Source organism: Marisediminitalea alba (assembly GCF_002993365.1).
GTDB classification, from domain to species: domain Bacteria; phylum Pseudomonadota; class Gammaproteobacteria; order Enterobacterales; family Alteromonadaceae; genus Alteromonas; species Alteromonas alba.
Genome location: NZ_PVNP01000188.1, coordinates 16,666 through 36,979, shown reverse-complemented (window position 1 = coordinate 36,979; position 20,314 = coordinate 16,666). Strand labels below are relative to the sequence as shown.

The window sequence follows — 20,314 nt, the reverse complement described above, 5'->3', positions numbered from 1 at the left end:
ATGGATAAAAATTAACCAAAAGGTCCAATGAAACCGCTGCTACGCAGCATTGGCGCGCGCTTCAGCGGTGTTTACTGATGATTTATTCGCCGTCCAGTGCAACCGGTTTAAAACTTTCGACCGGTTCTTGCAACGCAATATCCAGAACTTCGTCAATCCATTGTACCGGATGAATGTCCAGATCTTGTTTTACGTTATCCGGAATTTCTTCCAAATCTCGTTCGTTTTCCTTTGGAATCACAACGGTTTTGATACCGCCACGGTGAGCCGCCAGAAGCTTTTCTTTTAAGCCGCCAATGGCCAGTACTTCACCACGCAGAGTAATTTCACCGGTCATTGCCACTTCACATTTCACCGGGTTACCGGTTAATGAAGATACCAGCGCAGTACACATAGCAATACCAGCGCTCGGACCATCTTTAGGAGTAGCCCCTTCCGGCACGTGAACATGGATATCCCGTTTCTCGTAGAAATCACTGTTAATACGCAATTTCTCTGCACGGGAACGCACCACGGTCATGGCGGCGTGAATAGACTCCTGCATCACATCGCCCAATGATCCGGTAGAAGTCATTTTACCTTTACCCGGAACCGAAGTGGTTTCGATGGTTAACAGATCGCCACCAACCTGAGTCCAGGCAAGGCCTGTAACCTGGCCAATCTGGTTGTTCTTGTCGGCTTTCCCGTAATCGAAGCGCTGCACACCGAGGTAATCTTTAAGATTCTCCTGGGTGACCACAACTTTCTTGGTGGCTTTGTTCAGCAGAATATCTTTTACAGCTTTACGACAAACCTTGGAGATCTCGCGTTCCAGTGAACGTACCCCTGCTTCGCGGGTGTAGTAACGAATAATGCCAATAATCGCTGAGTCGTCGATTTCAAGTTCGTTTTTCTTAAGGCCATTTCGCTCGATTTGCTTACCAATTAAATGGCGGGTAGCAATGTTGAGCTTTTCATCTTCGGTGTAACCAGACAGACGAATGACTTCCATCCGGTCTAGTAACGGCCCTGGAATATTCATACTGTTTGAAGTCGCAACAAACATTACGTCTGACAGGTCGTAATCGACTTCAAGGTAGTGATCACTGAAGCTGCTGTTTTGTTCCGGATCGAGCACTTCCAGCAGTGCAGATGCCGGGTCGCCGCGCATGTCTGACGACATCTTGTCGATTTCATCAAGCAGGAACAGCGGATTCTTTACTTCTACCTTGGCCATTTTCTGGATCAGCTTGCCCGGCAATGAGCCAATGTAGGTCCGGCGGTGACCGCGAATTTCGGCTTCATCACGTACTCCACCCAGCGCCATGCGCACGTACTTACGTCCGGTGGCCTTGGCAACGGACTGGCCGAGCGAGGTTTTACCAACCCCTGGCGGGCCTACCAGACAAAGAATGGGGCCTTTCAGTTTGCGCACTCGCTGCTGAACGGCAAGGTATTCAATAATACGTTCTTTGACTTTTTCCAGGCCGTAATGATCGGCATTGAGGATTTCTTCAGCCTTCGCCAGGTTCTTTTTCACGGCTGAGCGCTTGTGCCATGGCACGCTGGTGAGCCAGTCGATATAGCTACGTACCACGGTTGCTTCAGCAGACATCGGCGACATCATCTTCAGCTTTTGCAGTTCGGCTTTGGCTTTTTCTTCAGCCTCGGCAGGCATTTTGGCCTCTTCAATTTTCTTGCTCAGCGCTTCAAACTCATCCGGAGCATCGTCCAGCTCACCCAGTTCTTTCTGAATGGCTTTCATTTGCTCGTTGAGATAATACTCCCGCTGGGACTTCTCCATTTGCTTTTTAACCCGGGTACGGATTTTCTTTTCAACCTGGAGTAAATCAATCTCGCCTTCCATCAGTGCCATGAGGTACTCAAGACGCTCGTTCACGCCTTTCATCTCCAGCACTTTCTGTTTTTCGACGAGCTTAAGCGGCATGTGCGCTGCCATGGTGTCGGCCAGACGAGCAGCATCGTCGATCCCATTTAATGAAGTGAGTACTTCAGGTGGGATCTTCTTGTTGAGTTTTACATAGCCTTCGAATTGCGAAACCGCCGAACGTATCAGCACTTCCTGTTCACTTTCAGGCAGGTCTTTGTCAGCCGTGCGGTTAATGCCCGCGATAAAATAAGGCTCGGTTTGGTTGTATTCTGCGATTTCGCCGCGCACATTACCTTCTACCAATACTTTGACCGTACCGTCAGGTAACTTGAGTAACTGCAAAATGGTGGCGATGGTGCCTACAGAATAAATATCATCGGTATCGGGTTCATCGACCCCTGCATCTTTTTGCGCAACCAGAAAGATCTGTTTGTCGCTGTCCATGGCCGCTTCCAGGCAACGAATGGATTTTTCTCGTCCAACAAATAAAGGTATGACCATATGGGGGTACACAACCACGTCCCGTAAGGCCAATACAGGAATTTCAATGCGATTTTCTCGCTCTGACGTCATACTTCTTCTCTAACTTTTTCTATTAATGAGTGTTTATATGGGGATAGGCAGACAAAGTTCAATCAGTCTGTCATTGTTTTACTTAATCTTGTTCCAAGATAGCGCAAAACATTGAATAATTGATACAAAAAAGGCCCTTTAATTAGGGCCTTTTGCATTTTTTCTTATTCACTTGCCGCTTTCTTATCAGCGTTATCGTAAATGAGGATGGGTTTCGATTCACCGCGGATGACTGTTTCATCGATAACCACTTTAGACACGTTGTCCATTGAAGGCAACTCATACATGGTTTCTAGCAGCACTGCTTCTACGATGGAGCGCAGACCACGGGCACCGGTTTTACGCTGCATCGCTTTTTTCGCTATCGCGAATAACGCGTCTTCGCGGAACTCAAGCTCAGTATCTTCGATTGCGAACAAAGCACCATACTGTTTGGTAATGGCGTTCTTCGGTTCCTTCAGAATCTGAATCAGTGCTTCTTCGTTGAGCTCTTCCAGGCTGGTCACAACCGGTAAACGACCGATAAACTCTGGGATCAGACCGTACTTCACCAGATCTTCCGGCTCTACCTGCTTGAACAGTTGCGACACTGCCTGTTTGTTTTCTTTGGATTTCACTTGTGCACCAAAGCCCATACCGCTGCCTTGTGCAGAACGTTGTTCAATGACCTTATCCAGACCAGCAAACGCACCGCCACAGATAAACAGGATCTTAGAGGTATCTACCTGCAAAAACTCTTGTTGTGGATGCTTACGTCCGCCCTGAGGAGGCACCGATGCAACGGTTCCTTCAATCAGTTTCAACAGCGCCTGCTGCACACCTTCACCGGAGACGTCACGGGTGATAGACGGATTATCAGACTTTCGGCTGATCTTGTCGATTTCATCGATGTACACAATACCACGCTGGGCTTTCTCTACATCATAATCGCATTTCTGTAATAGCTTCTGAATGATGTTTTCAACATCCTCACCCACGTAACCGGCTTCGGTCAGAGTGGTGGCATCTGCCATAGTGAAAGGAACATCCAGCAGTCGCGCCAGGGTCTCTGCCAGTAACGTTTTACCGCTACCAGTAGGGCCAATCAGGAGTATGTTACTCTTGCCCAGCTCTACACCATCATGTACGTCGCCGTTACGCAGACGTTTATAGTGGTTGTATACCGCGACCGATAACACCTTTTTGGCGTGGTCCTGACCGATCACATAGTCATTCAGATGCTCGTGAATTTCCTGTGGTTTCGGTAACGCGTTTTGATTTGCCTTATTCGGAGAAATATCTTTAATTTCTTCACGAATAATGTCATTACAAAGCTCAACACACTCGTCACAAATGAATACAGACGGACCTGCAATCAGTTTTCTGACTTCATGCTGACTTTTGCCACAAAACGAGCAATACAGAAGTTTGTTATCGCTATCGCTGCCTTGTTTATCGCTCATAAATTCTTGCCTCTAGACTGCCCGGCAAACACAAAAACCAGTGCCGGGCTTATATAACTATACTACTTAGTGGCGGATGCGTCAGTTCGGTTTGTTAAAACCTGGTCGATTAAACCATACGCTTTGGCTTCACTTGCACTTAAGAAGTTGTCGCGATCGGTATCGCGAGCCACGGTTTCGTAGTCTTGTCCGGTATGCTCAGCCATCAGTCGGTTGAGTTTTTCTTTGATGCTGAGGATTTCACGGGCATGGATTTCAAAATCAGATGCCTGGCCCTGGAAACCGCCTAAAGGCTGGTGAATCATCACCCGCGCATTCGGTAAACAGTAACGTTTACCTTTAGCACCACCTGACAACAGGAACGCTCCCATGCTGGCAGCCTGGCCAACACACACGGTGCTAACATCAGGTTTGATAAATTTCATGGTGTCGTAAATTGCCATACCCGCAGTAACAGAACCACCAGGAGAATTGATATAAAGGAAAATGTCTTTTTCCGGATTTTCCGCTTCCAGGAATAACATTTGTGCCACGATAAGGTTGGCCATGTGGTCCTCAACCTGACCCACCAGAAAAATGACGTTTTCTTTGAGCAGACGAGAATAGATATCGTAAGAACGCTCCCCTTTCGCGGTTTGTTCAACAACCATGGGGACCAGTGCATTCATTGGATCTAACGGGCTTTGCATTATGCGGTTACCTTAAGTACTTACAGAAATAAAAATGCTCGGACTAGACCGAGCATTTAAACAGTTGCGTGTAGGTTAAGTCAATCTGGGAGTGCAAAATTACCCCTGTTTGTTCATAACCTCGTCAAACGACTTGTTCACTTCGGTGACTTTAGCCTGACCAACAACCCACTCGATCGCTTGTTCTTCGAGTGCAACATTTTGCATTTGTTGCATCAGTTCCTGATTATTTTTGTAGTAATCAACAACTTCTTGTGGATCTTCATACGCAGAAGCCATAGTTTCGATCAGGCTGTCTACTTTTTCCTGGTCAGCTTTCAGATCGTTTTGCTTGATGATTTCACCCAGCAGCAGACCGATGCTTACGCGACGCTGTGCATTGTCTTTAAATAGATCAGCTGGCAGGTCTGGCAGGTTTTGACCACCGCCCTGTTGGCTGAAACGCTGTTTAGCCTGTTCACGAAGTGCGTTCACTTCCTGATCAACCAGTGCTGCTGGCAGGTCGAGTTCGTTTTTCTCAAGCAGCTTGGCAATCACTTCTTCTTTAAGCTGTGTCTTAAGCGTCTGGCCTAATTCACGCTCCATGTTCTTGCGTACTTCTGCTTTAAGTGCTTCAACGTCACCGTCTTCGATACCGAACAGTTTAGCAAACTCTTCATCTACCTTAGGCAGTGTCAGGCCTTCAACTTTCTTCACGTTAACGGTGAATTGAGCTTCTTTACCTTTCAGCGCTTCAGCGTGGTAATCTTCAGGGAAAGTTACGTCAACGATAACTTCTTCACCTTTCTTCGCACCAACCAGTGGCTTTTCAAAGCCTGGGATCATGCGATCTTTACCCAGTTCCAGCGTAAAGTCTTCTGCTTTACCGCCGTCAAACTCTTCACCGTCGATGGTACCTACGAAGTCAATAACCATGCGGTCATCTTTACGCGCTTTACGCTTAACTTCTTTCCACTCGCCGTGTTGCTTTTGCAGAGTTTCTAACATGTTGTCCAGATCTTCATCGGCGATCTCAACAACTGTTTTTTCGATTTCGATGTCGTCTACACCTTTTACTTCTACTTCTGGGTAGACTTCAAACTTGGCAACAAATTCCAGGTCTTCACCGTCCTGATCTTTGGTCAGTTCAAATGAAGGCATGCCAGCAGGATTGATTTTTTCCTGCACGATAGCCTGATAGAAGTTTTGTTGCATAACGTCGCCAGCCACTTCCTGACGAACCGCTTGTCCGTAACGTTTCTTGATTACGCTTACTGGTACTTTACCTGGACGGAAACCGTTAATACGCTGAGTTTTCGCTAATTGCTGTAAACGCGATTTAACGGCGTTATCTACTGACTCAGCAGGAACAGTAATAGTAAGACGGCGTTCTAAACCCTGAGTCGTCTCGACTGAAACTTGCATTGTATTACCTCAACTTTGCGCCTAATACGCTTTATTTTCCAGCCTCTCGCCCGCCACTGAGAACAGTGGTTAAAACTCAGGTAAGAGGTCGTTTCATCGCGCTATAATCTACGCGCTGCCTTAAAAAGACGCAGTAGTATACAGTTTGATAACATCAGAGTCGAGCACAAATCGGCGCTTTCTGTTTTCGCCCTGAACAGGCAGATATAATTGGTGATTTTCGGGCACTTAAAGGAGGCAAAGCGTGATAACCAAGCAGAGAGAAAACAGGTCAACAGACCGTTACATGTATTTACAACAATAAGTATGAAGATGTGGGTAATACTGGTCTGGGAAGTCCAGCCCTTAGGGCCAGCGCTAAAGCGCTGTTGCACATTGTTCCGGACAATGTACTGAACTGCTCCCCCTTTTACTCTTTTTAAAGCAAGGGGTCTGCGGCTTTCTTTGAAAAGCATTGTTGTAGACTATTAGAGAGATGGTCGGTGAGACAGGATTTGAACCTGCGACCCCTTGTACCCAAAACAAGTGCGCTACCAAGCTGCGCCACTCACCGACTTTAATCTGTGTTGCTAAGAACTGGTGTAAATGGTGCGGAAGGAGAGACTTGAACTCTCACGCCGTGAAGCACTGGAACCTAAATCCAGCGTGTCTACCAATTCCACCACTTCCGCGAGAAAATGGGGTGGACGATGGGACTTGAACCCACGACAACCGGAATCACAATCCGGGGCTCTACCAACTGAGCTACGCCCACCATTGAGGTGTTGCATTATACAAATAATAGTTGTGGTATGGTAACTATTATTTTCTTTTTCGCTATTTTAGCTGCCGAATTCGCGATGGCGCGTCCGGCAGGATTCGAACCTGCGACCCACGGCTTAGAAGGCCGTTGCTCTATCCAGCTGAGCTACGGACGCTTGGCGAATCTTCGCTAGCAAAAAAGTGGTCGGTGAGACAGGATTTGAACCTGCGACCCCTTGTACCCAAAACAAGTGCGCTACCAAGCTGCGCCACTCACCGAACCTGCGTATCGGCGTGAACTTCATCACCGCTACGGGGTGCGCATACTACCGGCTTGCCCCTACCTCGTCAAACACTTTTTTACCCTAAAATTATCGTATGCTCACAAAGTCGACAACTCGATATAAAATTAGTCAAATTTACGCTCCGGACCAACAATTCACCTTTGTTGTTTTGCCTTAGCCGCTATACTTGTGGGAAAATATACGTCCAATCGTTTTTAATTAATTACTTCATTAAGCAGCCAGTAACTATGACCGCCCATTTGATTGACGGCAAACTTATTGCCAAACAAGTGCGACGAGACGTCGCTTTATATGTTGATTCACTAAAGCAAGCAGGCAAAAGGGAGCCCGGTTTGGCAGTGGTGCTGGTTGGCAGCGATCCAGCTTCACAGGTTTATGTTTCTAATAAACGTAAAGCCTGTGACGAAGTGGGTTTTAATTCCCGCTCTTATGATTTACCGGCAGATACTTCACAACAACAGTTGCTCGACCTGGTCGATGAACTAAATGAAGACCCGGCTATTGATGGTATTCTGGTTCAATTGCCACTGCCTGCCGGACTCGATGCCGAACATATTCTTGAGCGCATCCACCCCCACAAAGACGTTGATGGTTTCCACCCGTATAATATCGGCCGGCTGGCGCAGCGCATCCCGGCTTTACGCCCCTGCACCCCAAAAGGCATCATGACCATGATTGAAGCCACTAAACGTCCGGTAAAAGGGTTGGATGCCGTGATTGTTGGCGCCTCTAACATTGTGGGTCGCCCCATGTCGCTGGAGCTGCTGCTGGCTGGTTGTACAGTGACTACCTGCCATAAATTCACCCAGGATTTAAAATGCCACGTTAGCCGCGCCGATTTGTTGGTAGTGGCCGTAGGTAAGCCCGCTTTTATACCAGGCGACTGGATCAAACCCGGCGCAATCGTGATTGATGTGGGTATTAACCGCACCGCTGCCGGTTCACTGGTCGGTGACGTGGAATTTGATAAAGCGGTAGAACGCGCAGGCTGGATTACGCCGGTACCCGGCGGTGTTGGCCCCATGACTGTTGCCAGCCTGATTGAAAACACGCTGGAAGCCTACGTTAAATTCCATTCTTAATTCAAAGTCATGACTTACAGCCCCGAGACGCCAGCCTGCCTGCATGTGCAGCGCTGGCTTGATGATATGGTTATTGGCCATAATTTCTGCCCCTTTGCCCGCTTTGTGCGAGACCAGCAGCGCATCCGTTTTGTGGACATCGCCTCATCAGACATGGCCCGGGTGCTGGAGGCATTGCACGATGAATTTCTGCATCTGGATACCACCAGCCATACCTCCACCACCCTGATGGTGTTGTCTGACGGCTGGCAGCAGTTTGATGACTATTTGATGTTAGTGGATGTCGCTCAGCAATCTCTGAATCACTGGGGCTATGAAGGGGAATACCAGCTGGCCAGCTTTCATCCCTACTACCTGTTTGCCGGGGAAGCGGAAAATGCGCCCAGTCATTTTACCAATCGTGCTCCTCACCCGGTGATCCACATTATTCGTGAAGCCGAAATGGAGCAGGCATTGGCGCACCACCCCGATCCCGAGTCCATCCCGCAAACCAACATCGATACCACCGAAACGCTTGGCGAAGCGGCCCTGCGGGCTCAGCTTAGAGCGTGTAAAGCTCCGCGCTGACAACCGCAAGCGACAGGTGTTAAGGACTATCCGGCTGTTGCAGTAACTCCGCTTTAGGCGTTAACAGCCCCCGCGCCTGAAAGTCAGTCAGCCGGAACATCCACTCAGTAAGAGGAGCCGCTACCAGATCGCCGGCCAGCAACAATGAGTAACCACCTTCGTCGTCATCCATCTGATACAGTGTCATGGTTAACAATTTACCGTCTTCGGCAGTGATATCGATGGTACGACGAAGTTGCGCTGCAGCAGGCGCATTTATTAGCGGTGCAACACTGTCGTATTCGAAGTTAACAATGTCGTTCAGGGTATGAGCCAGCACGCCAGGATAAGCCAGCGGTAACTTATTCTCACTGAGCTGCCAGTTGCCCTCGGTGCCTTTATAAAGGGTAAAAGCCGGGTCTTTATCGATAACGATGGACTTAAGTGTAGTAAGTCCGGCGTCAATCACGTCAGGCAACAACCACTCATAAGGCGTAAGCGGTAACGGCAAGGTTTCGTCTATCAGATAACTCTGCTGCTGCGACGGCTCCCGCGCGTATCGGCCAAGACCACTGGACGCCAGATTACCAAGTACCACGCGCCATTGCTGAGTATCCGTGGCAATAGTTAGCAGGGTACTTTGTGCGCCCGGCTGAGTAACAGGCTCTACGCCAAGCAATGCATAGCGCGACGCCTTAGCGGTTTTCGGCTCAATAATATGCGCCTGGGACAGGGCACTAACGAAACCAGCCAGTGTTTCCACATCAACCGGAAAGGTCATTACCGAATCCAGATGGGTAGCAAACCACTGCTCGCCTTCCCGACGCGCTTTAAATAGTGGCCCTTCTGTATTTTCGATGGTTATTTGCGTCAGCGAATGACTTTGTGACGCCAGTCCGCCCAACAGTAAATGAGACTGAGAGGTCTGCTCGGGATGACGTTTAACTACCAAATAATAGCCGGCTCCCAAAGTCACTACGACGAGTAAAAATAATATAACAACACGGGTCATGATCCGATGGCCTCCAGTGTTTTCTTCCCTGCTCTGCGGCGGAGCAAACGCGCTAGCCCCCACAGCACAGTGACCAGTAATAAAGGGCTGATGGCTATGTTTAACAGCTTGAGATAGTTACCCAACTGATCAATATCCCTTTCCAACTGATAACGAACGTCCCGTAGTTCCCGGCGAATTTCGTTGCGCTGTGCAATAAATGTATCCAGAGCAGCCTGTTGCTCCGGGGTCAGCGTTAGCGCGCCAGACTCAGTCTGCACATTTTGCAGCTGGGCTAACTGTTCTTCTGTTTGCTGGAGCTGATTTTGCAAGCGCTCTTCCTGTTCGCGGAAACGGGCTTCTGCCGCTACCTGCAATGCCTGCACCTGTTCAAACGGCCGTGCGTAGGTGCCCCGACCGCGAATACTGATCAGTGCATCACTGCCTGCCAGGTTTTCACTGGCGTTAATAATAGCATCGCCGTTGTTGGCAAACGGCGTGTAAATCGTTTCACCAAAGAAATTCGCCTGCTGCACCCAAAAGCGGTCGGCCAGCAGGTCGGCATCGCTAAACACAATCAGGTTTAATTTAGTGGTTCGGCTCACGTGGGCCATATTAAGCTCACTGGCGGATTCTGTTGCCGGTGCCTGGGTAAATGCCGATGTCGCCGGACCACTAAACCGTGCTGCCAGGGTAATACGCTGGGTTTCCGAACTATCAAGCATCCGCTGCAATGCTTGTGGGTCCTGAGTTAGAGCGTACTCAGCGCCATCCACTATCACCGCATCTGCAGACGAATAGGCCAGTGGCGTAAGGGTTAAATTACTGCCCTCAGCCAGCTTAAGAGGCGCGAAGGACGAACCGTTAACCAGCTCCAGGTTGGACGTGACCACATCTTCGCGATTTAGTTGCTCACCGGTCAGGCCGATAATACCAGGGTGGCGGGTTACCGCACCTTCAGGCGTGCGAATATCCAGTCCCAGACGACCATCGAGTATCACCGAATCAAGCCCGGCATCAATCCCCCAGCTTTCCAGCAAGCCAAAGTCAGACTTATTCGCTTGCAAAGAGCCCATCATGGCCATAGCATCCGACTCATAGTGAGGATCCACAAATAACAGGATCCGCCCCTGCCGCATGGCGAACTGATCAATAGAATATTGCAATGACTCGCTCAGATTTTGTGGGTGAATAACCACCAGCACGTCGGTATTTTCCGGAATTTGTGCGGCATCACTGCCAATGGTTGTGATCTCGTATAACTGACCTAGCTGACTGTAAAACGTCATGGCAGGCGTCACCTGACCGCTCATTGGGTTTTGCCCGCCCATCAGGTTAATGTCGGTAAGCAGCGTCAACTGAACCGGCTCAGGCTCACTGAGCTGATAAATTAGTTTGCTGATATCATACTCAAGGAATCGTTCTTTCTGCGGATCGAAAAAGTTTATCGTAAACTGACTGTCTACCGCATTCGTACCAGCCAGACCAAAGTAAATGGCATCACCTACCGGGCCAAGAGTTGCGCCGGTCAGGCCAAATTGGTTGGCCCGATCTTCTGCTTCTGAAAAAGGCTCAGGGTCGATAACATTTAAGGTAATTTTGCCGTTTGCCCGGGATTCATACTCTTCCAGTAAACTTTGCACCCGGTTGGCGTAGTTACGCAACGACGTCATGCCCTTAGAGGCGGTATCAGAGAAATAAAAATTAAGTACGATGGGTTCATCGATATCATTCAACACCCGCTGGCTTCCCTCAGACAGGGAATACACCTTATCCTCGGTGAGGTCGATACGGTAATCACCCAGCATTTCATTATTAATAACCACCAGCCCCAGACACAACACGGCCAGTAATAAAAGGGTTAAAAAAGCGATTAATTTCTGCATGGTTAATCCGCCTTTTTCTGTTCAATAACAATCAGGCTGGCATACAGCCAAACCACCATAATGATAAAGAAATAGCCCACATCATTCAGTGCCAGTACACCTTTGGCCATGGCCTCAAAATGGCTCAGAAAACTGAAACTGGCGACGGTATCGAGGATAAGGTTTCCGGCCCAGGGCTGAAAAGCATCCAATACGATGCTGCTACCCGAGACTACAAACAGGAAGCACACTACCACTGCCAGAATAAACGCCACCACCTGATTACGGGTAAACGCCGACATACAGGTACTGATAGCCAGAAAAGCGCCGGCCATAAGCCAGCTACCAATATAGGCGGCCACAATAATGCCGTGGTCTGGTTCACCAAGGAAATCAACACTGAGCCAGAGCGGAAAGGTAAGCGCCAATGCAAGGCCGAGTACCAGCCAGGCCGCAATAAATTTACCCAGTACGGCTTCAGCCACACTGATTGGCAGGGTCATAAGTAACTCAATGGAGCCGGACTTCCGTTCCTCCGCCCAACTGCGCATGGCTATAGCTGGCACCAGAAATAGATACAGCCAGGGGTGAAAGTTAAAAAACGGGATCAAATCGGCCTGGCCCCGTTCATACAGATTGCCGATAAAGAAAGTAAAAATGCCTGATAGCATTAAAAAGATAGCAATAAAAACGTAAGCGACCGGGGTGGCGAAAAAGCTCGCAAATTCCCGTTTGGTGACAATCCAGATATTACCCATTGGCCACCTCCGCCGTGGTGATATCACGAAACACTTCATCGAGACGGCCGGTCTCAAGAGTCAGCGTATCCACCGGTAAACGCCGTTGGGTGACATATTCATTAATGGCATGGAAGATATGTTTGCCAGGTTCCGGAAACAAGGTTACCACACCGGTCTTGCGATCGATTTCCATTTCATCTACCCCTTCCAGTTCGGCCAGGCCGGAAATGTCAGCGGCATAGCTAAGACGCAGGCTCACCGCATTACAGTACCGCGATCGGTGCCTGAGTACTTCCGGTGTATCGTCGAAGCGTAATTGCCCGTCGGCGATAATCATCACCCGGTTACACACCGCCGCGACTTCCTCCAGAATATGAGTAGAAATAATCACAATTTTTTCCCGTGACAGATCTTCAATCAGCTGCCGGACATGGTGTTTCTGGTTGGGGTCGAGTCCGTCCGTTGGTTCATCCAGAATAAGAATATCCGGATCGTGCAAAATTGCCTGAGCCAGCCCTACCCGGCGTTTAAAGCCTTTGGAAAGATTGTCGATGGGCCGGTTCAGCACATCACCGAGCTCAACGCGATGAATCACATCGTACAGGCGCTCTTTACGGTGGGACCCTTTTAACCTTCTGACATCGGCAATGAAGTGCAAAAATTGCCACACCGTCATGTCCCCATACGCCGGAGCGCCTTCTGGCAGGTAACCAATATCCCGCTGAATTGCTTTCGCATCGCTGTCGATTGACCGTTCCTTTATAAAAATTTCTCCCTCACTGGGTGGCAGAAATCCGGTCAGCATTTTCATGGTGGTAGACTTACCTGCGCCATTCGGCCCCAGAAAGCCCACGATATTGCCGGGCGAAATGTCGAAAGAAAGGTTATCGACTGCTTTAAAATGGTCGTAAAATTTAGATAAATTTTTTACCGAGATCATAGCCATCCTATTTACGATCTACTGTTTAACAGTGCCTTTGTGCATTGCTGTGACTTACTGCAAAAGACCAAGGTATGTGGTTAGTGCTATATATTGGCATACGCGGGATTTTCAATCATGTAAAAAATCAGCAATTTGATGACTTATGTGCGCAGCGGGCAAAAAAAGCCCGCGCAGAGGCGGGCTAAAGTGTTCCAGGGACTACCAGTAATTAGATAGCGGCGCTACTATAGCGAATAAATGTTTGAAATTTGTTTCAGTCTAACTACAGAAGTGTTGCAATTTATGTCCGAACCTTCTGCCTTTGGGTTAACCCCCATCGGCCATATCGCCTCACCATTTAAACAAAAATTTGCCATTCCCCGCCAACCAGCTTTAGCCAATGCCCGGGGCAGTGTGCGACTGACGCCTCCCTTCAACGACGCAAACTGTCTGCGTGGTATAGAAACCTATTCCCATCTGTGGTTGTTATTTTTATTTCACGAAAATCTCGAGAAGGGCTGGACTCCTACAGTCCGCGCGCCACGTCTTGGCGGTAACAATCGCATTGGGGTATTTGCTTCTCGCAGTACGTTTCGGCCTAATGGTATAGGTATGTCAGTGGTGAAAAACCTGGGCGCTGAGCAACTCAATGGTCAGTGGCAGCTCAATGTAGGCGGCATTGACTTACTGAATGGCACGCCAGTTATCGATATCAAGCCTTACCTTCCCTACTCCGATAACGTGACCGATGCCGAGGCGCATTTGCTCGATGAGCACCCGCTCCCCGCCAGGGAGGTGCATTTCACTAAGCAGGCAACAGCGCAGTTAAGCGCCCAGCCTCACAGTGATTTACAAGCCCTGATAATCCAGTGTTTAAGCCAGGATCCTCGCCCGGCTTACCGACAATCACAAGACAACGATCCTAAGACTTATCAGGTGATTTTTTACGATCGTGACATACAATGGGTTGTGCAAAACGGCAAAGTCCTGGTGACATCACTGGAACAGGTCTGTTAGGGCTATTTTAGCGCTCTTAACACTGCTAGAATACGCGGGTTTTGTAATCATCCAACGGGTATATGCCATCAATGCGCACTAGTCAGTATTTATTAGCCACACAAAAAGAAACCCCTGCTGACGCTGAGGTAATTAGTCATCAGCTTATGCTTCGGGCTGGTCTCATTCGTAAACTAGCCTCCGGACTGTACACCTGGCTGCCAACCGGTTTGCGGGTGCTGAACAAGGTCGCCAATATTGTTCGCGAAGAAATGAACAAAGCCGGGGCGATTGAAGTGTTAATGCCGGTAGTGCAACCTGCGGATCTGTGGCAGGAGACAGGACGCTGGGAAGAATACGGTCCGGAATTACTGCGCATTAAAGACCGTCACCAGCGCGATTTCGTGTTAGGCCCGACCCACGAAGAAGTAATCACCGCCCTGGTTCGTAACGAAATCAGCAGCTACAAGCAACTGCCGCTTAACCTGTACCAGATTCAAACCAAGTTCCGTGATGAAGTACGTCCTCGCTTTGGTATTATGCGCGGCCGTGAATTCACCATGAAAGATGCCTACTCTTTCCATATTACCCAGGAATCATTGCAGGATACCTACGACGCCATGTACGGCGCGTACTGCAAAATTTTTGAACGCATGCAGCTCGATTACCGCCCGGTAATGGCCGATACCGGCTCAATTGGCGGCAGCGTGTCCCATGAATTCCATGTACTGGCAGAGTCTGGCGAAGATAACATCGCTTTCTCCAACGGCTCAGACTATGCAGCCAACGTAGAACTGGCACAAACGCAACAAGTTGAAAGTGCCAGCGTAGACGGCCTGCAATATGTGCTGGTACAGGCTGCCGACGAAAACGGCGAAGCTGATGCCAACAACTGGGTACTGCTGGTTCTGGCAGCCGGTCACACACTCAACGATATTAAAGCCGAAAAGCTTAGCGGTGTTGCCGCTCCTTTGATTACCGCCAATGATGAAACCGTATCAGCTGTGCTGGGCGCCACGAGCAATGACATCGATCTGGCTAGCGTGAAAGTGCCGGTATTTGCCGATTACGTTGTGGCGGCGGCGTTAAAACACCAAGCTTACGCGGAGAAAATTACCGCTGCAGACCTGCGCAACATCGAAGCCGGTGACCCATCACCTTGTGGTAATGGCACCATCGAAATTAAGCGCGGTATCGAAGTCGGTCATATCTTCCAGCTCGGTGATAAATACTCTGAAGCTATGGGCTGTGGCGTGCTGAACGAAAACGGTAAACATGAAATCCTGAGTATGGGTTGCTACGGTATTGGTGTATCACGCGTGGTTGCTGCGGCAATTGAGCAAAATCACGACGAGCACGGCATTATCTGGCCCGATCCAATCGCACCATTTAAGGTAGCGCTGATCCCCATGAACATGCATAAATCACAGCGTATTATGGAAGCAGCCGAAGCACTCTACGCAGAGCTGACCGCCGCAGGCGTGGAAGTCTTGTTTGACGATCGTAAAGAACGTCCGGGCGTAATGTTTAAAGATATGGAGCTGGTAGGAATACCTCACAGTATCGTAATTGGCGAGCGCAACCTTGATGAACAACTGGTTGAGTATAAAAATCGCCGCACCGGTGAGAAATCTTTATTACAATTAACGGAAGTCACCGCGTTTATCGGCGGATTGTAGTATAACGGGATAAGCCATCCGGCGGATCCCGTTAGGTAAGGAGTCAGCATGCAGTTAACCTTCTATGGTGTAAGAGGTTCCATTCCAACACCGGGCGCAGAGTATGTGCGTTATGGGGGAAACACTGCGTGCGTGCATATCGAGCTGAGTGACGGCACCGATATTTCCCTCGATGCCGGTACCGGCATCCGGCTCCTTGGCGATAAGCTGGTTAAAAAGCAGACCCCAATTCATATTCTGCTGACCCACAATCACTGGGATCATATTCAGGGGTTCCCATTTTTCACTCCCATTTATCAACCGGACCGTGAAATATTTATCACCCCGGGGCAAACATCACTGCCCGAAAACGATGCCATCATTAAACAAATGCAGGGCTCGGTTTTCCCGGTTCCCTTTTCGGCATTGCGCTCGAAAATTACTATCACGCCACAGCCAGAAAACATCGATACGTGGAAGCTCAACGGCGCAACCATTGCACGTTTGCCTATGAATCATCCGGGTAAAGGCAGTGCCTATTCGGTTTCGGAAAATGGCTTTAAGGTGGCTTATATTACTGATAATGAGCTCTACCCTCCCTATAAAAAAGAAACCGATTTCCTGACCTTTGTGGAATTTGCCAGAAACGCAGATTTAATTATTCATGATGCTCAGTACATGTTATCTGACATGCCCACCAAAAGTGGCTGGGGGCATTCGGTAGCCGAAGAAGCAGTAAAACTGGCCATGGCATGTAACGCCAAACGCCTGGCTCTGTATAGTCATGATCCGAGCCGCACCGACAAGGACATCGATGACATCATCGACCACTGCAACCAGTACATCACCATTGCAGAATCGCCATTGCAGTTGATTGCAGCCCATGAGGGACTCACCATTGATTTTACCGCTCAGTCTTAAACGCTTAGCTCTTGGCCTGGTGCTGCTGACAACCTCTGTATTCGGCTATTGCGACGATAACGAGCAACAAAGCGAAGTAGCAACCCAGGAACAGCAAAGCGGCCTGATTGCCCGGCCAAGCCTGTTTAAAAAGCGCTTCGAGGCCGATAAACACCTGTTAAATAACGCCTTTGCGATTACCCAGTACAAACGCAACTATTTTCTGCCGTTTACTTATGTGGATAACCCCAATGCGTTGGGCAATGCCGGACTCACTGAAAATAACGTGGATAATAAAGAGGCAAAATTTCAGATTAGCGTAAAACTGCCTCTTTACACCCAACCCGACTCCGTAGAGGGCGTTTATTTTGGCTTTACGCTCACTTCATTCTGGCAACTTTATAACAGTGAAGTGTCCAAGCCTTTCCGGGAAACCAACTACGAGCCGGAAATTTTTTATCAGTGGAATACCGATATAAAGCTCCTTGGTATCGATTTTAATGCCCTGCAGCTGGGCTTTAACCACATGTCTAACGGTCAGAGTGAACTTCGCTCGCGCAGCTGGAACCGCATTATGCTGACCAGTTTGTTCAGCGATGCTGACGGTATCTATTATTTGCGCACCTGGTATCGCATTCCGGAAGATGAAAAAACCTCCCCGGAAGATCCCAGCGGCGATGATAATCCCAGAATTAATCACTATTATGGCCGAATTGAACTTGGCTATGGCACACGCATCAAAGGTTTTGGTTTATTTGCCCGCCTGCGCAATAACCTGGAGTTTGATAACAACCGAGGTAGCCTGGAGCTGTCCGTGAGTTACCCGGTATCTCCCCGTTATGAAGTAGTATTGCAGTATTTTAATGGCTATGGTGATAGCCTGATTGACTATGATCGCCGCCAGAACCGCATCGGTCTGGGATTCCAGCTGGCGGCATTTTAGCGCTGCGGAATAACCCCTGCCGCCCGGTACATCTGCAGGTGCACGTCTACCAACGCATTGATATCCCGCTGATAGCCGCCGCCAATAACACAAGCCACCGGCAGGTTATGTCGACGACACCAATCAAACACCATACAGTCGCGCTGATAAACACCAGCGGTAGTGATATTTAACAGCCCTAAATCGTCGTTTTCATGCACATCCACACCTGCGTCATAGATTATGGCGTCCGGTGCATACAGTCTCTCAGCTACACTCAGCGCCTCATCCAACGTAGCCAGGTAAGGTTCATCCGTCATCCCCTTGGGTAAAGGGAAATCCATATCAGACTGTTGCTTACGGTGAGGAAAGTTTTTCTCGCCATGCAACGACAAGGTGATCACTGCTGTATCATCCTGAGCGAGTAGCGCGGTCCCATCCCCCTGATGCACATCCAAATCAATAATGAGCACCGAATCGATGCCGGGATTGGTGAGCATTTGCCTGGCGGCAAGATACAAATCATTAAATAAACAAAAACCAGAGCCCCAATCTGCACCAGCGTGATGATAACCACCGGTAAGGTTAAGCGCCAATCCATGCGCCAATGCCAGCTCGGCGGTTTTGAGGGTACCACCTACTGCGGTGAGACTGCGTTTAATCAGTTGTTCAGACCAGGGAAAACCAATGCGACGCATTGCCTTGGTATCCAGGGTGCCACCAATTAATGCATCAACATAACTGGCATCATACCAATTGGTCAGTGTATCCCTGCCAACCGGTGTTGGCGTTGTAAACGCTGACTCCGATACGCCACCAGCGCACAGGGCATCATGGATCCCCTGGTATTTTTCGATGGGAAAACGATGCCGGACCGGCAACTCGAGCTGACTGTAAATAGGGTGGAAAACCAGATGCTGCAAAATACCAACGTTGTCCATTTCTGTTACACAAGTTTGGTATTGTACTGCATTGAGCGGTTATCGGCTCAATGCAGAGACTACCGACATCACATTTTTTGACATCATGTTGATGGCTTCTGAAATATTATTGCTCTGTGATAATGACTTGTAATCTTCTGCAGAACTCATTACCCGGGCGATTACGCCATCCAGCTGTCGCTGGATGCTGCTTTGATCGTTCGCCGCTTCTTCCAGCGCACCGACCACACTTTGGGTTTCATCGATGTAACGCACCAGCTCGTTGAGCAACGCCAGGGCCTGTTGTGCACTTTGAGCATTCACGTCAGCATGTTGCTGCCCACTTGCCATGGCCGATACGGCTTTTGATGCATCAGCTTCAAAGGCACTTAATATAGCGTTAATTTCCTGGGTGGATTGCTGCGTTTTAGCTGCCAGCGCGCGCACTTCGTCGGCCACCACGGCGAAACCGCGACCATGTTCACCGGCCCGGGCCGCCTCAATAGCCGCATTAAGGGCTAGCAGATTGGTTTGGTCGGCAATTTCATTAATCACATTCACCACGGTAAGAATACTGGCACTGCGGGCCTGTAGCTCATTCACAATCTGACTGGCGGATGCCACGGTTCTGGCCAGCTCAGCAAACCCCTTATTGGCGCTATCAAAGGTGGTATAGCATTCCTGAACCTGCTGCTGGGAATGGCTGGAAGCGACAGACACCTGACTGGTAATGGTGACCAGTCCTTTAACAATTTCATCGAGTTTATCATTCGCCTGGGCCAGCGAGTCTGACGAGGTGTGCTGATCACTTGCCCCTTTTGCAATGGCGCTGCTGACATCTTCCAGAATGTCATGGGACTGACGAATCTGATCCTGCGCATCAGACAAAATGGTGACCGTATCCTGCAGCTTATTCTGCAAGTGACGCGTCGCACTGGCCACTAAGCCGAGTTCGTGCTCGCTGCGATACTCAAGGCGATAATCGTAATCTTTTTGCTCCATTTTTTGCAGGCAGGTAGCAATTTCGCGGGTTGGTTTAACAATGTTGCGACGCAGATTCGTAATCAGATAAACAATACACAGGCCGCTCAATACTATCGACAAGCCCATAATTAGCCATAAGCGCTGGCTGGTTTGCGCTGTTACCTGCTCTTTGGCCTGACGGGTTGCCTGAGCTATCTGGTCAGTTGCCTGTTGCAACAGATCGGCCGGTTCACGGTCAATACCTCTTACAAAGGTATCACCGGTATAAGGACTGTAACCAGCGGAAACGAATGCCTCATACCCTTCGCGGTACTTGACGCCCATCGTCTTGTGAGCCGTTAAGAAACGGTCGATTAAACTGGCCGAGTCAGTGTTTAGCTCCTCTCCTGCCATCAGCTTACGCAGAATCTCCTGAACATCTGCTTCCCGGGCCTGAAACCGTGACCAGTACTTTTCTCTGTCTTTATCCGAAGCGCCACGCAATAACACATTTTTCCATTCCTGGACCTGAGTTTTAAACTCAGTCAGCGCGTCTGAAACCAAGCGCTCGTGCACGACATTGGTTTGCTCAACCTGCTCAATATCGCTCATTAAGGAAAAAGCGATAGTCAAAGAGCCTGCATTGAGCAGGACGAGAATGGCAATGATTGCCAGAACGGGAGTCATTATCAGACGATTGATACTGGTAAATCGTATCATTTAAATCTCCGGAAAGCGCTTGTTATAACCATAGATCCACCCTCCGTGTGAAGGAGTCTAATTAC

General features: G+C 49.1%; 16 protein-coding genes and 5 tRNA genes. 6 read left to right on the top strand and 15 right to left on the bottom strand.

What is annotated here, in order from left to right:
- Nucleotides 1-82 precede the first annotated feature (82 nt).
- The 9 genes from lon to C6Y40_RS16925 all read right to left on the bottom strand — a co-directional run bounded on the left by lon (nt 83) and on the right by C6Y40_RS16925 (nt 6,998).
- On the bottom strand, nt 83-2,443 hold the full coding sequence (gene lon, locus C6Y40_RS16965) for an endopeptidase La (protein ID WP_105935590.1): 2,361 nt from the start codon (nt 2,441-2,443) through the stop codon (nt 83-85).
- A gap of 164 nt (nt 2,444-2,607) precedes the next feature.
- Nucleotides 2,608-3,885 (bottom strand): ATP-dependent protease ATP-binding subunit ClpX, encoded by a 1,278-nt coding sequence (gene clpX, locus C6Y40_RS16960; protein ID WP_105935589.1) that lies wholly within the window; start codon nt 3,883-3,885, stop codon nt 2,608-2,610.
- Between the two features lie 62 nt (nt 3,886-3,947).
- Nucleotides 3,948-4,577: an ATP-dependent Clp endopeptidase proteolytic subunit ClpP gene (gene clpP, locus C6Y40_RS16955; protein ID WP_105935588.1), complete on the bottom strand. Its 630-nt coding sequence runs from the start codon at nt 4,575-4,577 to the stop codon at nt 3,948-3,950.
- A 96-nt stretch (nt 4,578-4,673) separates the two neighbouring features.
- Nucleotides 4,674-5,978: a trigger factor gene (gene tig, locus C6Y40_RS16950; protein WP_105935587.1), complete on the bottom strand. Its 1,305-nt coding sequence runs from the start codon at nt 5,976-5,978 to the stop codon at nt 4,674-4,676.
- Nucleotides 5,979-6,454: 476 nt separating this feature from the next.
- Nucleotides 6,455-6,531: transfer RNA gene (locus tag C6Y40_RS16945), tRNA-Pro, on the bottom strand.
- Between the two features lie 33 nt (nt 6,532-6,564).
- A tRNA-Leu gene (locus C6Y40_RS16940) sits at nt 6,565-6,649 on the bottom strand.
- A 7-nt stretch (nt 6,650-6,656) separates the two neighbouring features.
- Nucleotides 6,657-6,732, bottom strand: a tRNA-His gene (locus C6Y40_RS16935).
- 86 nt (nt 6,733-6,818) lie between these two features.
- Nucleotides 6,819-6,895 (bottom strand) — tRNA-Arg (locus tag C6Y40_RS16930).
- A 26-nt stretch (nt 6,896-6,921) separates the two neighbouring features.
- A tRNA-Pro gene (locus tag C6Y40_RS16925) sits at nt 6,922-6,998 on the bottom strand.
- Between the two features lie 253 nt (nt 6,999-7,251).
- On the opposite strand from C6Y40_RS16925, the gene folD reads away from it, so the two are divergent.
- Together folD and C6Y40_RS16915 are read left to right on the top strand one after the other, a co-directional pair.
- Nucleotides 7,252-8,106, top strand: coding sequence for a bifunctional methylenetetrahydrofolate dehydrogenase/methenyltetrahydrofolate cyclohydrolase FolD (gene folD / locus C6Y40_RS16920; protein ID WP_105935586.1), 855 nt, complete (start codon nt 7,252-7,254; stop codon nt 8,104-8,106).
- A gap of 9 nt (nt 8,107-8,115) precedes the next feature.
- Nucleotides 8,116-8,673 (top strand): DUF1415 domain-containing protein, encoded by a 558-nt coding sequence (locus tag C6Y40_RS16915; protein ID WP_105935585.1) that lies wholly within the window; start codon nt 8,116-8,118, stop codon nt 8,671-8,673.
- Between the two features lie 19 nt (nt 8,674-8,692).
- Here the strand turns inward: C6Y40_RS16915 and C6Y40_RS16910 are convergent, their stop codons facing one another.
- From C6Y40_RS16910 to C6Y40_RS16895, 4 genes are read right to left on the bottom strand one after another with little or no spacing between them, the layout of a single operon-like run.
- Complete coding sequence (locus C6Y40_RS16910; protein WP_105935584.1) at nt 8,693-9,664, bottom strand: DUF4340 domain-containing protein; 972 nt, start codon at nt 9,662-9,664, stop codon at nt 8,693-8,695.
- A complete protein-coding gene (locus C6Y40_RS16905) occupies nt 9,661-11,529 on the bottom strand; it encodes a Gldg family protein (protein ID WP_105935583.1) in 1,869 nt (622 codons plus the stop codon). The genes C6Y40_RS16910 and C6Y40_RS16905 overlap by 4 nt, the downstream gene beginning before the upstream one ends.
- A gap of 2 nt (nt 11,530-11,531) precedes the next feature.
- The gene (locus tag C6Y40_RS16900) at nt 11,532-12,266 is read right to left on the bottom strand and encodes an ABC transporter permease subunit (protein ID WP_105935582.1); all 735 of its coding nucleotides are present in this window, start codon (nt 12,264-12,266) and stop codon (nt 11,532-11,534) included.
- Nucleotides 12,259-13,188, bottom strand: coding sequence for an ABC transporter ATP-binding protein (locus C6Y40_RS16895; RefSeq protein ID WP_105935666.1), 930 nt, complete (start codon nt 13,186-13,188; stop codon nt 12,259-12,261). The genes C6Y40_RS16900 and C6Y40_RS16895 overlap by 8 nt, the downstream gene beginning before the upstream one ends.
- Before the next feature lie 285 nt (nt 13,189-13,473).
- Here C6Y40_RS16895 and tsaA point away from each other — a divergent pair, with 285 nt between their 5' ends.
- The 4 genes from tsaA to C6Y40_RS16875 all read left to right on the top strand — a co-directional run bounded on the left by tsaA (nt 13,474) and on the right by C6Y40_RS16875 (nt 17,667).
- Nucleotides 13,474-14,187 (top strand): tRNA (N6-threonylcarbamoyladenosine(37)-N6)-methyltransferase TrmO, encoded by a 714-nt coding sequence (gene tsaA / locus C6Y40_RS16890; protein WP_105935665.1) that lies wholly within the window; start codon nt 13,474-13,476, stop codon nt 14,185-14,187.
- A gap of 62 nt (nt 14,188-14,249) precedes the next feature.
- The gene (locus tag C6Y40_RS16885; protein WP_420836941.1) at nt 14,250-15,845 is read left to right on the top strand and encodes a proline--tRNA ligase; all 1,596 of its coding nucleotides are present in this window, start codon (nt 14,250-14,252) and stop codon (nt 15,843-15,845) included.
- 48 nt (nt 15,846-15,893) lie between these two features.
- A complete protein-coding gene (locus C6Y40_RS16880; RefSeq protein ID WP_105935580.1) occupies nt 15,894-16,745 on the top strand; it encodes an MBL fold metallo-hydrolase in 852 nt (283 codons plus the stop codon).
- Nucleotides 16,723-17,667, top strand: a complete 945-nt coding sequence (locus C6Y40_RS16875; RefSeq protein WP_240621997.1) for a phospholipase A — start codon at nt 16,723-16,725, stop codon at nt 17,665-17,667. Before C6Y40_RS16880 ends, C6Y40_RS16875 begins: the two co-directional genes overlap by 23 nt.
- On the opposite strand, the gene C6Y40_RS16870 is transcribed toward C6Y40_RS16875, so the two are convergent.
- Nucleotides 17,664-18,587, bottom strand: coding sequence for a histone deacetylase family protein (locus C6Y40_RS16870; RefSeq protein WP_170308521.1), 924 nt, complete (start codon nt 18,585-18,587; stop codon nt 17,664-17,666). The genes C6Y40_RS16875 and C6Y40_RS16870 overlap by 4 nt on opposite strands.
- Nucleotides 18,588-18,626: 39 nt before the next feature.
- Nucleotides 18,627-20,249, bottom strand: a complete 1,623-nt coding sequence (locus C6Y40_RS16865) for a methyl-accepting chemotaxis protein (RefSeq protein ID WP_105935578.1) — start codon at nt 20,247-20,249, stop codon at nt 18,627-18,629.
- Nucleotides 20,250-20,314 lie beyond the last annotated feature (65 nt).

Bases quoted from the DNA above. Each gene is read 5' to 3' on its own strand.
- lon (WP_105935590.1), bottom strand. From the start codon at position 2,443: ATGACGTCAGAGCGAGAAAATCGCATTGAAATTCCTGTATTGGCCTTA.
- clpX (WP_105935589.1), bottom strand. From the start codon at position 3,885: ATGAGCGATAAACAAGGCAGCGATAGCGATAACAAACTTCTGTATTGC.
- tig (WP_105935587.1), bottom strand. From the start codon at position 5,978: ATGCAAGTTTCAGTCGAGACGACTCAGGGTTTAGAACGCCGTCTTACT.
- folD (WP_105935586.1), top strand. From the start codon at position 7,252: ATGACCGCCCATTTGATTGACGGCAAACTTATTGCCAAACAAGTGCGA.
- C6Y40_RS16915 (WP_105935585.1), top strand. From the start codon at position 8,116: ATGACTTACAGCCCCGAGACGCCAGCCTGCCTGCATGTGCAGCGCTGG.
- C6Y40_RS16910 (WP_105935584.1), bottom strand. From the start codon at position 9,664: ATGACCCGTGTTGTTATATTATTTTTACTCGTCGTAGTGACTTTGGGA.
- C6Y40_RS16905 (WP_105935583.1), bottom strand. From the start codon at position 11,529: ATGCAGAAATTAATCGCTTTTTTAACCCTTTTATTACTGGCCGTGTTG.
- C6Y40_RS16900 (WP_105935582.1), bottom strand. From the start codon at position 12,266: ATGGGTAATATCTGGATTGTCACCAAACGGGAATTTGCGAGCTTTTTC.
- C6Y40_RS16895 (WP_105935666.1), bottom strand. From the start codon at position 13,188: ATGATCTCGGTAAAAAATTTATCTAAATTTTACGACCATTTTAAAGCA.
- tsaA (WP_105935665.1), top strand. From the start codon at position 13,474: ATGTCCGAACCTTCTGCCTTTGGGTTAACCCCCATCGGCCATATCGCC.
- C6Y40_RS16885 (WP_420836941.1), top strand. From the start codon at position 14,250: ATGCCATCAATGCGCACTAGTCAGTATTTATTAGCCACACAAAAAGAA.
- C6Y40_RS16880 (WP_105935580.1), top strand. From the start codon at position 15,894: ATGCAGTTAACCTTCTATGGTGTAAGAGGTTCCATTCCAACACCGGGC.
- C6Y40_RS16870 (WP_170308521.1), bottom strand. From the start codon at position 18,587: ATGGACAACGTTGGTATTTTGCAGCATCTGGTTTTCCACCCTATTTAC.
- C6Y40_RS16865 (WP_105935578.1), bottom strand. From the start codon at position 20,249: ATGATACGATTTACCAGTATCAATCGTCTGATAATGACTCCCGTTCTG.